The organism is Pseudomonas sp. SWRI68 (assembly GCF_014269165.1).
Classification (GTDB): domain Bacteria; phylum Pseudomonadota; class Gammaproteobacteria; order Pseudomonadales; family Pseudomonadaceae; genus Aquipseudomonas; species Aquipseudomonas capeferrum.
Map to the genome: position 1 here is coordinate 575,096 of NZ_JABWRU010000001.1, position 14,512 is coordinate 589,607.

At 64.7% G+C, this 14,512-nt stretch carries 15 protein-coding genes, 1 pseudogene and 1 riboswitch; of the genes and pseudogenes, 11 read left to right on the forward strand and 5 right to left on the reverse strand.

The window, feature by feature from the left end; genetic code table 11:
* Positions 1 to 26: 26 nt before the first annotated feature.
* The 4 genes from HU770_RS02600 to purM all read right to left on the reverse strand — a co-directional run bounded on the left by HU770_RS02600 (position 27) and on the right by purM (position 2,813).
* Positions 27 to 209: a hypothetical protein gene (locus tag HU770_RS02600; protein ID WP_033700816.1), complete on the reverse strand. Its 183-nt coding sequence runs from the start codon at positions 207 to 209 to the stop codon at positions 27 to 29.
* A gap of 173 nt (positions 210 to 382) precedes the next feature.
* Entirely contained in the window at positions 383 to 1,093 is a 711-nt protein-coding gene (locus tag HU770_RS02605; RefSeq protein WP_186654554.1) for a DUF3108 domain-containing protein, read from the reverse strand.
* A gap of 8 nt (positions 1,094 to 1,101) precedes the next feature.
* Positions 1,102 to 1,755: a phosphoribosylglycinamide formyltransferase gene (purN, locus tag HU770_RS02610; RefSeq protein WP_186654555.1), complete on the reverse strand. Its 654-nt coding sequence runs from the start codon at positions 1,753 to 1,755 to the stop codon at positions 1,102 to 1,104.
* A complete protein-coding gene (gene purM, locus HU770_RS02615) occupies positions 1,755 to 2,813 on the reverse strand; it encodes a phosphoribosylformylglycinamidine cyclo-ligase (protein WP_033700811.1) in 1,059 nt (352 codons plus the stop codon). The genes purN and purM overlap by 1 nt, the downstream gene beginning before the upstream one ends.
* Before the next feature lie 385 nt (positions 2,814 to 3,198).
* Here purM and HU770_RS02620 point away from each other — a divergent pair, with 385 nt between their 5' ends.
* The 5 genes from HU770_RS02620 (at position 3,199) to HU770_RS02640 (ending at position 7,643) form a co-directional block, all read left to right on the forward strand.
* Positions 3,199 to 4,254, forward strand: coding sequence for a DUF2066 domain-containing protein (locus HU770_RS02620; RefSeq protein ID WP_186662989.1), 1,056 nt, complete (start codon positions 3,199 to 3,201; stop codon positions 4,252 to 4,254).
* Between the two features lie 12 nt (positions 4,255 to 4,266).
* Positions 4,267 to 5,340, forward strand: a complete 1,074-nt coding sequence (locus HU770_RS02625) for an AI-2E family transporter (protein ID WP_186654558.1) — start codon at positions 4,267 to 4,269, stop codon at positions 5,338 to 5,340.
* Positions 5,341 to 5,490: 150 nt separating this feature from the next.
* A complete protein-coding gene (hda, locus tag HU770_RS02630) occupies positions 5,491 to 6,198 on the forward strand; it encodes a DnaA regulatory inactivator Hda (protein WP_027595859.1) in 708 nt (235 codons plus the stop codon).
* Positions 6,199 to 6,325: 127 nt separating this feature from the next.
* Positions 6,326 to 6,967, forward strand: coding sequence for an NlpC/P60 family protein (locus HU770_RS02635; protein ID WP_033700807.1), 642 nt, complete (start codon positions 6,326 to 6,328; stop codon positions 6,965 to 6,967).
* 139 nt (positions 6,968 to 7,106) lie between these two features.
* Positions 7,107 to 7,643 (forward strand): NlpC/P60 family protein, encoded by a 537-nt coding sequence (locus HU770_RS02640; protein ID WP_033700806.1) that lies wholly within the window; start codon positions 7,107 to 7,109, stop codon positions 7,641 to 7,643.
* 145 nt (positions 7,644 to 7,788) lie between these two features.
* On the opposite strand, the pseudogene HU770_RS02645 reads toward HU770_RS02640, so the two are convergent.
* Positions 7,789 to 8,046, reverse strand: a pseudogene (locus tag HU770_RS02645) (sorbosone dehydrogenase family protein); the annotation flags it as partial.
* A 232-nt stretch (positions 8,047 to 8,278) separates the two neighbouring features.
* Positions 8,279 to 8,501, forward strand: a riboswitch (cobalamin riboswitch).
* 119 nt (positions 8,502 to 8,620) lie between these two features.
* Here HU770_RS02645 and cobO point away from each other — a divergent pair.
* Genes cobO through HU770_RS02675 form a run of 6 tightly spaced genes read left to right on the forward strand, consistent with a single transcriptional unit; the run spans position 8,621 to position 14,512 of the window.
* Positions 8,621 to 9,232, forward strand: coding sequence for a cob(I)yrinic acid a,c-diamide adenosyltransferase (cobO, locus tag HU770_RS02650; RefSeq protein WP_095064096.1), 612 nt, complete (start codon positions 8,621 to 8,623; stop codon positions 9,230 to 9,232).
* Positions 9,229 to 10,524, forward strand: a complete 1,296-nt coding sequence (locus HU770_RS02655; RefSeq protein WP_186654559.1) for a cobyrinate a,c-diamide synthase — start codon at positions 9,229 to 9,231, stop codon at positions 10,522 to 10,524. The genes cobO and HU770_RS02655 overlap by 4 nt, the downstream gene beginning before the upstream one ends.
* The gene (gene bluB / locus HU770_RS02660; RefSeq protein WP_186662990.1) at positions 10,521 to 11,171 is read left to right on the forward strand and encodes a 5,6-dimethylbenzimidazole synthase; all 651 of its coding nucleotides are present in this window, start codon (positions 10,521 to 10,523) and stop codon (positions 11,169 to 11,171) included. Before HU770_RS02655 ends, bluB begins: the two co-directional genes overlap by 4 nt.
* Positions 11,168 to 12,076 carry an adenosylcobinamide-phosphate synthase CbiB gene (gene cbiB, locus HU770_RS02665; protein WP_033700800.1) on the forward strand — a complete coding sequence of 303 codons (909 nt, stop codon included), beginning with the start codon at positions 11,168 to 11,170 and terminating at the stop codon, positions 12,074 to 12,076. The genes bluB and cbiB overlap by 4 nt, the downstream gene beginning before the upstream one ends.
* Entirely contained in the window at positions 12,069 to 13,061 is a 993-nt protein-coding gene (gene cobD / locus HU770_RS02670; protein WP_186662991.1) for a threonine-phosphate decarboxylase CobD, read from the forward strand. The genes cbiB and cobD overlap by 8 nt, the downstream gene beginning before the upstream one ends.
* Positions 13,058 to 14,512, forward strand: a complete 1,455-nt coding sequence (locus HU770_RS02675) for a cobyric acid synthase (protein WP_186654572.1) — start codon at positions 13,058 to 13,060, stop codon at positions 14,510 to 14,512. The genes cobD and HU770_RS02675 overlap by 4 nt, the downstream gene beginning before the upstream one ends.

The following is a 14,512-nucleotide window of genomic DNA, read 5'->3' on the forward strand; positions in this document are numbered from 1 at the left end:
AGGCGGGGTTTTTTTTGAAGGCGGTGTCATTGCGTGGCGCGCAGGTTTTCCAGGTCTTCGAGCTCTACCCGATACTGGTGGGCTTCATGTTCGTTGTGGAACATTCCGACCAGTTGGCCCTGCTGGTGCACATCCCAGATCCGCACGCCAGCGGCCAGGCCTTCGTGGGACATTTTCGATTCGTCGCGTTCGGTTACTTGGACTGTCATCGGTAAACTCCACTTTTCAGTTGGCTGCGGCACTGTGTCGCAGGTCTTCTTTATAGAGTTTGTTAGCAGCCTAAGTAAATAAAACGGGCATGAAACAAGTTTCATGTAAGGGTGGCCAGGCAAAAAGAAGCCCCGCACAAGGCGGGGCTGCAGGTGCTTCAGGCTGCGGTTGATCAGTTACCCTTCACCGGCTTGCCATCGACCGTGCCATCCTGCAGCACGATCACATACTCCTTGCCATCGGTTTCGACCTGGCGCAGTTGCACCAGCAGGTAGTCCCAGTTCTTGGCGAACCACAGCTCGGTGATGCGCTTGCTTTGGCTCGGGTCGCGCACGCGCTCGACCTTGACCGCATCGACCTGGCCGGTCTTGGTGGTGACCTTCTCGGTGCCCAGTACGCGGAAGTCGTAGGTGTCGATCTCGTCACCATCGACCACCTGGTAGGTCATGCTCTTCTTGCCGGCGGCCACGTCATGCTGCAGCGCCAACTGGTAGGACGACTTGTCCAGCACGCCGCGGTTGAGCGGCAGGCTGACGGCATCGCCACGGTCGCTACCGGTGACTTTCTTGCTGTTCCAGTCGAAGTTCAGGTCGACCTTCTTCGCCTTGCCCAGGCCGCCACGTTCGAAGTGATACTTCTGCGGCAGCAGGGTGTCGTTTTCCAGGCGCAGGGTGCTTTGCTCGGTCAGGCTGGCGATCATCATGGAAGCCCGGAAATTGAGGTCCCAGGTACCATTGGCATTCTTGACCAGGCTGCGTTCGGCGGTGCCGCTCATGGGCAGCTGCTTCCAGTCGGCGGTGTAACTGGCCGAGAAAGGCTTCAGATCAGCTGCCTGGAGGGGCAGGGCGAGCACGGCGAGAGCCAAAAGCAGGGCGCGACGCATAAATTCTCCTAGGGTCGAATCAAGTGACCGCTGGCCGCCAGAGGCTGGCCATCCAGTAACGCACCGTGTTCACCCAGACGCAAGCGTCCTTCGGCGAACCAGTGCACCGCCAGCGGGTAGATCTGGTGTTCCTGGTGGTGAACCCGCTGGGCCAGGCTTTCAGCGGTGTCGTCCGACGTCACCGGTACCACAGCCTGTACGACCAGTGGGCCGCCATCGAGTTCCTCGGTGACGAAGTGTACGCTGCAGCCATGCTCGGCGTCGCCTGCCTCCAGGGCCCGGCGATGGGTATGCAAGCCCTTGTACTTGGGCAGCAGCGACGGGTGGATATTGAGCAGGCGGCCCTGATAGTGGCGCACGAAACCGCCACTGAGGATGCGCATGAAACCGGCCAGCACCACCAGGTCGGGCGCAAAGCCGTCGATGCGTGCCATCAGCGCCGCATCGAAGGCTTCGCGGCCGTCGAAGCCGGTGTGGTCCACTACGGCGGTATCGATGCCAGCGGCTGCAGCGCGCTGCAGGCCGTAGGCGTCGGCGCGGTTGGAAACCACCGCACGGATGCGCACCGGGCTGTCTTCACTGCGGCAGCTGTCGATCAGGGCTTGCAGGTTGCTGCCGGAACCCGACAGCAGTACCACTACATTGCAGGTCTTGCTCGGCATCAGTGTGCCTTGAGGTTCTGCAGCTCGACCTGGGCGGCGCCTTCGGCGGCCTGCTCGATGCGGCCGATGACCCAAGGCTGTTCGCCTTCTGCACGCAGCACGTTCAGGGCGTTTTCGACCTGGTCCTGGGCCACGCAGATGACCATGCCGACGCCGCAGTTCAGTACGCGGTGCATTTCATGCTCGTCAACGTTGCCTTGTGCCTGCAGGAAGTCGAATACCGCCGGGCGCTGCCAGCTGGCCACGTCGACCACGGCCTGGGCGTTCTTTGGCAGTACGCGCGGGATGTTGTCCAGCAGGCCGCCACCGGTGATGTGGGCCATGGCCTTGACTGCGCCGGTCTGCTTGATCAATTGCAGCAGCGGTTTGACGTAGATGCGGGTCGGCGCCATCAGCAGGTCGGTCAGTGGCTGGCCGTCGAGCTGGGTGTTTTCGATGTCGGTGCCGGACACTTCGAGGATCTTGCGGATCAGCGAGTAGCCGTTGGAGTGCGGACCGGAAGACGGCAGGGCGATCAGCGCGTCACCGGTGGCAACCTTGGAGCCGTCGATGATCTCGGCCTTTTCCACGACGCCGACGCAGAAGCCGGCCAGGTCGTAGTCTTCGCCTTCGTACATGCCAGGCATCTCGGCGGTTTCGCCACCGACCAGCGAGCAACCGGCCAGTTCACAGCCGGCACCGATGCCGGTGACTACGGTGGCGGCGACGTCGACGTTGAGCTTGCCAGTGGCGTAGTAGTCGAGGAAGAACAGCGGCTCGGCACCGCATACCACCAGGTCGTTGACGCACATGGCGACCAGGTCCTGGCCGATGCTGTCGTGCTTGTTCAGGTTCAGGGCAAGGCGCAGCTTGGTGCCGACGCCGTCGGTGCCGGAGACCAGAACCGGCTGCTTGTAGCCGGCCGGGATCTCGCAGAGGGCGCCGAAGCCGCCCAGGCCACCCATGACTTCAGGGCGTGCGGTGCGTTTTGCCACGCCCTTGATGCGTTCGACCAGTGCTTCGCCGGCGTCGATGTCTACACCGGCGTCCTTGTAGCTCAGGGAGGGTTGCTTGCTCATTGATCCAGGCCTTTAGGAGGGAGGGATTCTTAAAAACGACCATGACGGCCAAGGCCGGCTGTGTAAGCGGCGGCTGCCTGAAACGTCAGAGGTCTGCGAAGGCGCGCGATTTTATCAGGGTTGCCGTGCAGCGGCCATCCTCAGGCCGACGGGCAGGGCTCGAAAGCGTTAAAAAGGTGATGGGGGGAGGGGGCTTGCTTGGTTTTTTTGGGAGCAGAGGTAGGGTTTGAGGTTTGTGTGCTCTACAAATTCCCACGGCCTGCGCCTGGCAGTCACGCGCCCCCCTGTATAAGGTGTAGCCATAGAGGAGCATTTTTCGTTCCACCGCGGTCACAACCTGCACGTTAACGGCCCGTTTCACCTAGTTTCTGGACAGGAATCCTTCATGCATCTTCTCAAAAATCTGGCAGCGGGATGCCTTGCCCTGGTGGCTGTCGCCGCCCAGGCCGAAACCGTCTCCGGGCTCTACCAAGTGCGTGAGCCGCTTGCAGGGCAGGGCGCCGAAGCCCGTACCCAGGCAACCGGCAAGGCCCTCGATACCTTGATTCTGCGCCTGACCGGCGACCCGAAAGCGGCGCAAAACCCGGCTTTGGCGGAGTTGCGCAAGGACCCGCAGCAAATCATCAACCAGGTCGGTACCGAAGCCGGCCCGCCCGAATCGGTGCTGGTCGAGTTCGACCCCGGCAGTACCGAACGTGCCTTGCGCAAGGCCGGCCTGGCCCTGTGGGGCAGCAACCGGCCATCGATCATCGGCTGGTGGCTCAACGACAGCGTCGAAGGTAGCAACCTGGTCGGCGACGGCCAGGCCACTGCCCAGCCACTGCGCCGTGCGGCCCAGCACCGAGGCTTGCCATTGCGCTTGCCGCTGGCCGACCTGCAGGAGCAACTGGTGGCCAACGCCAAGCAAATCGAGGCCAGTGACCCAGCGCCGCTGCGCGAAGCGTCCGAGCGCTACGCGGCCGATGCACTGCTGGCGGTCCACGCCCATGAAGCGGATGGCAAATGGCAAGGCAAATGGCAGTTGTGGGTGGGTGACCAGCGCGAGCAGGGTAATGCCGAGGGCGCCGACCAGGCGGCCTTGGCCGACGCGGTGATGCTGGCGGTGAGCAGCCGCCTGGCGCCGCGCTATGTGACCCGCCCTGGTGCCAGCAGCCAGTTGCAGCTCCAGGTGCAGGGGATGAACCTGCAGCGCTATGCCGAATTGAGCCGGGTGCTCGAACCGTATGGCGCGCGACTGAAGATGGCCGAAGGCAGCACGCTGACCTACGGTGTCACCGCCAACCGCGAACAATTGCGTGCCCAACTGGGGCTGGCCAAGCTGCAGGAAGTGCCGGCCGAGCAGGCCCCCGCTGCACCCGCGGTCCCCGCGCCTGCACCTGGCGCTGCCGCAGAGCAGCCCGCAGTGCCCAAGCCGTTCGACGGCCTGCGTTTTCGCTGGTAAGGAGTAGCGATCGTGACCGATATGCGCCGCTGGATCTGGCTGGGTGCGGCACTGCTGTTCGCCGTGCTGCTATATAGCTTGCACAACATTCTTGCCCCCTTTCTGATCGGTATTCTGCTGGCTTATCTGGCAGACCCTCTGGTTGACCGCCTGGAGCGCCTGGGGCTGTCACGCACCTGGGGCGTGGTGGTGGTGTTCAGCCTCTTCACCCTGCTGTTCATGGCCCTGCTGCTGGTGCTGGTGCCGATGCTGGCCAAGCAGCTGCTGCGCCTGTACGAGCTGGCGCCGCAGATGCTCGACTGGTTGCAGCATCAGGCGTTGCCTTGGGTGCAACACCGCCTTGGCCTGGCCGATGGCTTCTGGAAGTTCGACAAGATCAAGGCAGCCATTGGCGAGCACATGGGCCAGACCACCGACATCGTCGGCATCGTGTTGTCCCAGGCGACGGCTTCGAGCCTGGCCTTGATGGCCTGGCTGGCCAATCTGGTGCTGATCCCGGTGGTGGGGTTCTACCTGCTGCGTGACTGGGACCTGATGATGGCCAAGTTGCGCAGCCTGCTGCCGCGCCAGCGCGAGTCGCAAATAGTGGGGTTGGCGCAAGAGTGCCATGAAGTCCTGGGCGCGTTCGTCCGCGGCCAATTGATGGTGATGCTCGCGCTGGGCGTCATCTACTCGGCAGGGCTGATGCTGGTGGGGCTCGAACTCGGCCTGTTGATCGGCATGCTGGCGGGGTTGGCAGCCATCGTGCCGTACATGGGCTTCATCATCGGTATTGGTGCGGCGTTGGTCGCCGGCCTGTTCCAGTTCGGTGGCGACCTGTATCCGATGCTGGGCATCGTTGCGGTGTTCATGGTCGGCCAGGCGCTGGAAGGCATGGTGCTGACGCCGTTGCTGGTGGGCGACCGTATCGGCTTGCACCCGGTGGCAGTGATCTTCGCCATTCTTGCCGGTGGCGAGTTGTTCGGCTTCACCGGTGTGCTGCTGGCGCTGCCGGTGGCGGCAGTGATCATGGTGCTGCTACGTCATGTACATGATCTGTACAAAGATTCGGACATGTATGACGCCGATGTCGATCCGCAGTTGTAAATTACCCAGTCAGACCGAGCAGAGCAGGTCGCAAGCCTTTGATTTTGCTTGTGCTCTTCTGCTCCCTGATTGTGCCGTCCGCGTTGCGGGTATAGACTTTGCACACTGTCCACCAAAGGCCCCCTGTGGTCCCAGCGACCGCCCGCGAGCATGAAACCACCGATCCAGTTGCCCCTGGGTGTGCGCCTGCGCGATGACGCCACCTTCATCAACTACTATCCGGGCGCCAATGCTGCGGCATTGGGCTACGTCGAGCGCCTATGCGAAGCCGACGCCGGCTGGACCGAGAGCCTCATCTACCTGTGGGGCAAGCAGGGTGTCGGCCGCACCCACCTGTTGCAGGCCGCCACCCACCGCTTCCAGCAGTTGGGCGAACCCGCCGTTTACCTGCCGTTGGCGCAACTGCTCGAGCGCGGTGTCGAGTTGCTCGATCACCTCGAACAGTACGAGCTGGTGTGCATTGACGACCTGCATGTAATTGCCGGCAAGGCCGACTGGGAAGAGGCCATGTTCCACCTGTTCAATCGCCTGCGTGACAGTGGCCGTCGTTTGCTGCTGGCGGCCTCCAGCTCGCCGCGCGAGCTGCCCATCAAGCTGGCCGACCTCAAGTCGCGGCTGACCCTGGCACTGATCTTCCAGATGCGTGGCATGTCCGATGAAGACAAGCTGCGTGCCTTGCAGTTGCGTGCCTCGCGCCGTGGCCTGCACCTCACCGATGAGGTCGGGCATTTCATCCTTACCCGCGGTACCCGCAGCATGAGCGCACTGTTCGATCTGCTCGAACGCCTCGACCAGGCATCGCTGCAGGCGCAGCGCAAGCTGACCATCCCTTTCCTGAAAGAAACCCTGGGCTGGTAAGCCCCTGAAAATCCTGGGCTAGAGCGGCAAAACGAAAAAGTCACATCTTTTTCGATAAAATTTGCAAATGGCCATGATAGAGGGCATAGTTTCCTCCTTCTAAAGGATTACAGACACGGTCGTGCCCATGCTAAAGCGCTTCGCACCCCTCGTGCCCCTCGCACTCGTGACCCTGCTTTTCGGCTGCGCGGCCCAAGGCCCGGTATCCCAGCCCCAGGATCACACCCCGATCGACGCCCAATCGGCGTTCAAGGCCAAAGCCTCGCCTTCGTCCGTATTCGGCGAACCGGAAGAGCTGGCCACCGAAGATGATCTGGCGGCCTTCTCCAGCAACAGCAAGCCTTATCAGCTGCCGGTTCTGGCTGACAGCATTCTCGAGCGCGGCATGGCGTTGATCGGCACACGCTACCGCTTCGGTGGTACCTCGGAGAAGTCAGGCTTCGATTGCAGCGGCTTCATCGGTTACCTGTTCCGCGAAGAAGCCGGCATGACCTTGCCGCGTTCGACGCGTGAAATGATCAACGTCGATGCCCCGAAAGTGGCCCGTAACAAGCTCAAGCCAGGCGACCTGCTGTTCTTCAGCACCAATGGCCGCGGCCGGGTCAGCCATGCCGGCATCTACTTGGGTGACAACCAGTTCATCCACTCCAGCAGCCGCCGCAGCGGTGGTGTGCGCATCGACAGCCTCGGTGATCGCTACTGGAGCAAGACCTTCATCGAAGCCAAGCGAGCCTTGGCGATGGCGCCGACCAACATCGCGCGCAACTGATACCCCGATGATGTACCGTGCCACGGCGGCGATGCTTTAAAAAAAGCTCGCCGCCGTGCGCATTTACAGAAAGCGTCTAATCTAAATTCTCAACACTTTTCGGCTGCGGTCCAGCGGTCTCAGACAGGATGTTCTGGCCATGGTAATGATGGCGCGCTTCGCATTCCTCTCCCTGGTGGCATTGCTTGCTGCCTGCTCCAGCCGCGCGCCTGCGCCGGCCCCTGTGGTCAAGCCGCAGGTCTCCTACAGCCAACTGCCTGATGCTTCGCCGATTGCCGACGACGTGTTGATCCGCGCGATCGGGCTGGTGGGCACGCCTTACCGATGGGGCGGCAATACGCCTGACTCCGGGTTCGATTGCAGTGGCCTGATCAAGTATGTCTATCGGGATGCCGCTGGCATCAGCTTGCCGCGCTCGACGCGGGAGATGATCGTCATGCGTGCGCCGACCGTGGATGCGAAGGCGCTGCAGTCAGGTGACCTGGTGTTCTTTGCCACCAGCGGCGGGTCGCAGGTCAGCCATGCCGGCATCTACGTGGGGGAGGGGCGTTTCGTGCACGCACCGTCCACCGGTGGCACGGTGCGTCTGGACTACCTGTCCAACAGTTACTGGGCCAAGGCTTACCTGCAGGCCAAGCGGGTGATTCCCCAGGGGCATCTGGCGCAGAACCCCTGATCGCCTGAAGGCGGCCCGGCAAGGCCGCCTTGACTCACCGTTACCGCGCAGCGCTCACCCGCCAGATCATATTGCCCACGTCATCCGCCACCAGCACCCCACCGCGCTGATCGTTGATCACGCCCACTGGCCTGCCCATGGCCCCGCCACGCAGGCCTTTGCCGTCTTCGGGTTTTGGCGGCGCATTGGTTTCGGCTACCAGCACGTCACCGTTGGGCAGTACATAGAGCCAGCGTGGGTGGTCGAGTTTGTCGGCGAAGGCCGCTACCTGCGTGCCCGTTGCAGCCTTGGGCTTGCCGCCGTCCGGCCAGCCGATGGCAGGGGCGATGTTGATAGTCGGAATCAGCGTTGCATGGGGTTCTGGCAACTGCGGCGAGGGGCCACTGCCTTCGCTGACGTTCAACAGCGCTGGTCGCCGCAGCCTACCAGGCAGGCACTGCTCGCCCAGGGTAAGACGTAGCCGATGTGGCGCATGTTCAATGCCCTCAGGAGATGATCTTTCATTATTCAGAGCATGGCGCAGCATGACTGGTTCAGCCCCGGGGCGAACAACACCCGGCTGCGCAAGGCCATGCTCAGTGGTTATCTTCGTTCCTGCGCCCCGTTCGATTGACGCTCCCGCCCCAACCCTCTAACCTTCGCGGCGTGTTTCAGGTGCCCTGCCAGCCTCGACTGAGCAGGGTGAAACTGGGAAGCCGGTGGGCGCCAGCAAAGGCGCGATTCCGGCGCTGCCCCCGCAACGGTAGGTGAGTCAAAGGTCGCGCACAGCCACTGGATGCCAGCATCCGGGAAGGCGCGCAGGCCCGGGCCAAGGCCCGCTCGCAAGCCCGGAGACCGGCCTGATACAGCCAACGGCATCACGGAGGGTGATGCGCGGTGCACCGTGGCCTACGGCCACTGCTCCTGCGCGCTCTGTGTCTGCCTGCCTATCGACCTGTCGCCGCCTTTCGCGTGGCGTCAGCCTGCGGAGACCCCTGATGAGCGAACCCACCGAACGCGACGAACGCCACTTGGCGCGCATGCAGCGCAAAAAGGCGATCATCGACGAGCGTATCGCCAATTCCCCCAACGAATGCGGCCTGCTGCTGGTGCTGACGGGTAATGGCAAGGGCAAGAGCAGCTCAGCTTTCGGCATGCTCGCCCGTGCCCTGGGCCATGGCATGCAGTGCGGCGTGGTGCAGTTCATCAAAGGCCGCAACAGCACTGGCGAAGAGCTGTTCTTCCGGCGTTTTCCCGAGCAGGTGCGTTATCACGTGATGGGCGAAGGCTTTACCTGGGAGACCCAGGACCGCCAGCGTGACATCGCCGCCGCTGAGGCCGCTTGGGCGGTGTCGCGCCAGCTGCTGCAGGACCCGACCGTGCAGTTCGTGGTGCTCGATGAACTCAATATCGCCCTCAAGCATGGTTACCTCGACCTCGACCAGGTGCTGTCCGACATCCAGGCCCGTCCGCCGATGCAGCACGTGATCGTCACCGGTCGCGCGGCCAAGCCTGAAATGATCGAGCTGGCCGACACCGTCACCGAGATGGGCATGCTCAAGCACGCCTTCCAGGCGGGTATCCGTGCGCAGAAAGGCGTCGAACTGTGACTCAGATGCGACACTGCCCGGCGGTATTGATTGCAGCGCCGGCTTCCGGCCAGGGCAAGACCACCGTCACCGCCGCCTTGGCCCGCCTGCACCGTAACCTTGGGCGCAAGGTCCGGGTGTTCAAATGCGGGCCCGACTTTCTCGACCCGATGATCCTCGAACGCGCCAGCGGCGCGCCGGTCTACCAGCTCGACCTGTGGATGATCGGCGCCCAGGAAAGCCGCCGCCTGCTGTGGGACGCAGCCGGGGAGGCCGACCTGATCCTGATCGAAGGGGTCATGGGGCTGTTCGACGGTACGCCGTCGAGCGCGGACCTGGCGCGCCACTTCGGCGTGCCGGTGCTGGCGGTAATCGACGGCACGGCCATGGCCCAGACCTTTGGCGCCCTGGCCCTGGGGCTGGCGCGTTACCAGACCGACCTGCCGTTTGCCGGTGTGCTGGCCAACCGGGTCGGCAGCCTGCGCCATGCGCAGCTGCTCGAAGGCAGCCTGACCGAGGGGTTGCGCTGGTATGGCGGCCTGTCGCGTGAGCGCGGTATCGAACTGCCCAGCCGTCACCTGGGGTTGGTCCAGGCCAGCGAACTGAACGACCTGGATGCCCGCCTGGATGCTGCGGCCGAGGCGCTGGGTGCCAGTTGCGATGCTGCTTTACCCCCGCCGGTGGCGTTTGCCGAGCCCGAGCCACAGCCGGCCGCCGCGTCATTGGCCGGTGTGCGCATTGGCGTGGCCCGGGACGAGGCGTTTGCCTTCACCTACGGTGCCAACCTCGACCTGCTGCGCAACCTGGGCGCGCAACTGGTGTTTTTCTCGCCACTGCATGACCGTGAACTGCCAACCGTGGACAGCCTTTACCTGCCGGGCGGCTACCCCGAACTGCACCACCACGCGTTGGCGGCCAACACCGCCATGTGCGCGGCGATCCGTGACCATCATGTACAGGGCAAGCCCCTGTTGGCCGAATGCGGCGGCATGCTCTACCTGCTCGACGCACTGACCGATGTGGCGGGGGAGCGTGCCGAACTGCTCGGCTTGCTGGCGGGCGAGGCGACCATGCAGAAACGCCTTGCAGCCCTGGCCTTGCAGGCCGTGGAGCTGCCGGAAGGTACCCTGCGCGGGCATACCTACCACCATTCCCTGACCAGCACCGAGCTGACACCGATCGCCCGTGGCCTGAGCCCCAACGGCGGGCGTGGCAACGAGGCGGTGTATCGCCTGGGACGCCTGACGGCATCCTACGTGCACTTCTACTTCCCCTCCAACCCTGACGCGGCGGCGGCGCTGCTGCGACCATGAGCCAACACGCTTTCAGCGACGCCGAGCGCGCCGCCGTGTACCGGGCCATCGGCGAGCGCCGCGACATGCGTCATTTTGCCGGTGGCGAGGTGGCCCCGGCGCTGCTTGGTCGCCTGTTGGCCGCGGCGCATCAGGCCCCCAGCGTCGGGCTGATGCAGCCCTGGCGGTTCATCCGTATCACCCAGCGTGGCCTGCGCGAGCGCATCCAGGCGCTGGTCGAGGAGGAGCGGGTACGCACCGCCGATGCCCTGGGTGAACGGGCCGATGCGTTCATGGCCCTCAAGGTCGAAGGCATCAACGATTGTGCTGAGCTGCTGGTGGCCGCCTTGATGGACCAGCGCGAGCCGCACATCTTTGGCCGTCGCACCTTGCCGGAAATGGACCTCGCCTCGCTGGCCTGCGCCATCCAGAACCTGTGGCTGGCGGCGCGAGCCGAAGGCCTGGGGATGGGCTGGGTGTCGTTGTTCGACCCGCTGGCCCTGGCCGAGCTGCTGGCCATGCCTGCCGGCGCCAAGCCGGTGGCCGTGCTGTGCCTGGGGCCTGTGACCGAATTCTATCCGGCGCCAATGCTGGTGCAGGAAAACTGGGCCGAACAACGCCCTTTGAGTGACATGCTTTATCACAACCAATGGGGAGAGCGGCCATGAGCGTTGCTTTGCTGACCGTGGCCGGGGTGGCCCTGGATGCCTTGCTGGGCGAGCCGCAACGGCGTCACCCACTGGTGGCGTTCGGCAACATGGCCGCCAACCTGGAGCGCCGCCTGAACGCTGGCGGGCGCGGTTGGCGCAGCCACGGGGTGAGCGCCTGGTTCATTGCCGTGGTGCCGCTGACCCTGGTCGCACTGATCCTGTCCTGGTTGCCGTACATCGGCTGGCTGGTGGACGTGCTGGCGCTGTATTGCGCCCTGGGGCTGCGCAGCCTTGGCGAGCATGTGTTGCCGGTGGCCAACGCGTTGCGCCAGGGCGACCTGGAAGAGGCACGGCGGCGGGTCGGCTACCTGGTCAGCCGCGAAACCCGCGAGCTGGACGAGCCCGCCGTGGCCCGGGCAGCCACCGAGTCGGTGCTGGAGAACGGCAGCGATGCCGTTTTTGCCGCACTGTTCTGGTTTGTGCTGGCCGGCGCGCCCGGTGTGGTGTTGTACCGGCTGAGCAATACCCTGGATGCCATGTGGGGCTATCGCAACGAGCGCTTCGAGCGGTTTGGCTGGTGCGCGGCGCGTATCGACGATGTGCTCAACTATATTCCCGCAAGGCTGGTGGCGCTGACCTACGCGCTGCTCGGCAAGACCCGCCTGGCCCTGGCCTGCTGGCGCAACCAGGGGCCACTGTGGGACAGCCCCAACGCAGGCCCGGTGATGGCAGCCGGTGCCGGCGCGCTGGCGGTCGAACTTGGCGGCCCGGCGGTGTACCACGGTGAGCTGCACGAGCGGCCGCGCCTGGGCGAAGGGCCGATGGCCGATGCCGACGCCATCGAGCGCGGCTGGAGCCTGGTGCAGCGGGGTGTGTGGCTGTGGGTACTGGTGATTTGCCTGGGGGCTTACTGGAATGCTTGAACACGGTGGTCGTCTGCTGCGTGCGGTGCATCAATACGGCATCGCGCGTGAACATTGGCTCGACCTGTCCAGCGGCATCGCCCCTTGGACTTACCCGATCCCGCCGATCCCCCTCGACGCCTGGGCGCGCCTGCCGGAAACCGAAGACGGCCTGGAAGAGGCCGCGCGGCAGTATTACGGCACTCGCCAGCTACTGCCGGTAGCCGGCTCGCAGGCCGCGATCCAGGCCTTGCCGCTGTTGCGCCCGGCTGGCCGGGTCGGCGTGCTGACCCCTTGCTACGCCGAGCATCCGCACGCCTGGCAGCGGGCAGGGCATCAGTTGCTGGAGCTGGATGAAGCCGAAGTCGAGGGCGCGCTCGACAGCCTCGATGTGCTGGTGCTGGTCAACCCCAACAACCCGACCGGCCGCCAGGTCAGCCGCGAGCGCCTGCTCGACTGGCATGGCCGCCTGGCAGCCCGCGGAGGCTGGCTTGTGGTCGACGAAGCGTTCATGGACAACACCCCCGCTCATAGCGTGGTCGACTGCGCCGAGCGGCCAGGCCTGATCGTGCTGCGTTCGTTTGGCAAGTTCTTTGGCTTGGCCGGTGTCCGGCTGGGCTTCGTGGCGGCTCAAGCAAGCCTGCTGCAGCGCCTGGCAGAGCTGCTCGGCCCTTGGACTGTCAGTGGCCCGACGCGGGTGCTGGCCCAGGCCTGTTTTGCCGACCACACGGCCCACCTGTTGCAGATCGACCGCTGCGCCGCCAGCAGCCAGCGCCTCGCGGCCTTGTTGCGCAGCACCGGCCTGGCCCCGAGCGGTGGCTGCGACCTGTTCCAGTACGTGCGCAGCGAACGTGCTGCGCACCTGCATGACTTTCTCGCCCGGCGCGGCATCCTGGTTCGCCTGTTCGCGCTGCCAGCCGCCGTGCGCCTGGGCTTGCCTGCCTGCGCTGCCGACGAACAACGCCTGGCCCAGGCCCTGGCCGACTATCAAAAGGAAACGGCATGACCACGCTCATGGTGCAAGGCACCACCTCCGATGCCGGCAAGAGCACGCTGGTGACCGCGTTGTGCCGCTGGCTGCTGCGCCAGGGCGTCGGCGTGGTGCCGTTCAAGCCGCAGAACATGGCGCTCAACAGCGCGGTGACCGCCGACGGTGGCGAGATTGGCCGGGCCCAGGCCGTGCAGGCCCAGGCTTGCCGGCTGGCGCCGCACACTGACATGAACCCGGTGCTGCTCAAGCCCAACAGCGACACCGGCGCCCAGGTGATCATCCACGGGCGCGCGGTCACCAGCATGAATGCAGTGGCCTATCACGACTACAAGGCCATCGCCATGCAGGCCGTGCTGGCCTCGCACCAGCGCCTGAGCGCTGCGTACCCGGTGGTCATGGTCGAAGGCGCAGGCTCGCCTGCGGAGATCAACCTGCGTGCCGGCGACATCGCCAACATGGGCTTTGCCGAAGCGGTGGACTGCCCAGTGATTCTGGTGGCCGACATCAATCGCGGCGGGGTCTTCGCGCACCTTGTAGGCACCCTCGAATTGCTGTCGCCGAGTGAGCAGGCACGGGTCAAGGGCTTTGTCATCAACCGCTTTCGCGGAGATATCGCCCTGCTTCAGCCGGGCCTGGACTGGCTGGAAGCGCGCACCGGCAAGCCGGTGCTGGGCGTGTTGCCGTATGTCACCGACCTGCACTTGGAGGCCGAGGACGGCATAGATGTACGCCAGGCAGCCAAGCATGAGCGTGTATTGAAGGTGATCGTGCCGGTGTTGCCGCGCATCAGCAACCACACCGACTTCGACCCGCTGCGCCTGCACCCACAGGTCGACCTGCAATTCATCGGGCCAGGCCAACCGATACCGCCTGCGGACCTGATCATCCTGCCCGGCTCGAAAAGCGTGCGTGGCGACCTGGCGCAGCTGCGCGAGCGCGGCTGGGATACCGCCATTGCCCGCCACTTGCGCTACGGCGGCAAGCTGATTGGTATCTGCGGCGGTTTGCAGATGCTCGGGACGCAGGTGCACGACCCGCTGGGGCTGGAAGGGCCGGCGGGCTCCAGCCCAGGGCTGGGGCTGCTCGAATACGCCACGGTGCTGGAGGCCGACAAGCAACTGCGCAACGTCACCGGTACCTTGAACCTGGAACAGGCGCCGGTGTCCGGCTACGAAATCCATGCCGGCGTTACCCAAGGCGCGGCCTTGGAACAGCCTGCCGTGCAGCTTGGTGACGGGCGCTGCGACGGTGCCATCAGCGCCGACGGGCAGGTCCTCGCTACGTACCTGCATGGCCTGTTCGAAGGCAGCGAGTCGTGCGCCGCGCTGTTGCGCTGGGCCGGGCTGGCGGACGCACAGACCATCGACTACCAGGCCCTGCGCGAACGTGACATCGAGCGCCTGGCGGACCTGGTGGAAAAGCACCTGGACACTGCGCACCTGCGCACACTGTGTGGAGTCGCCTGA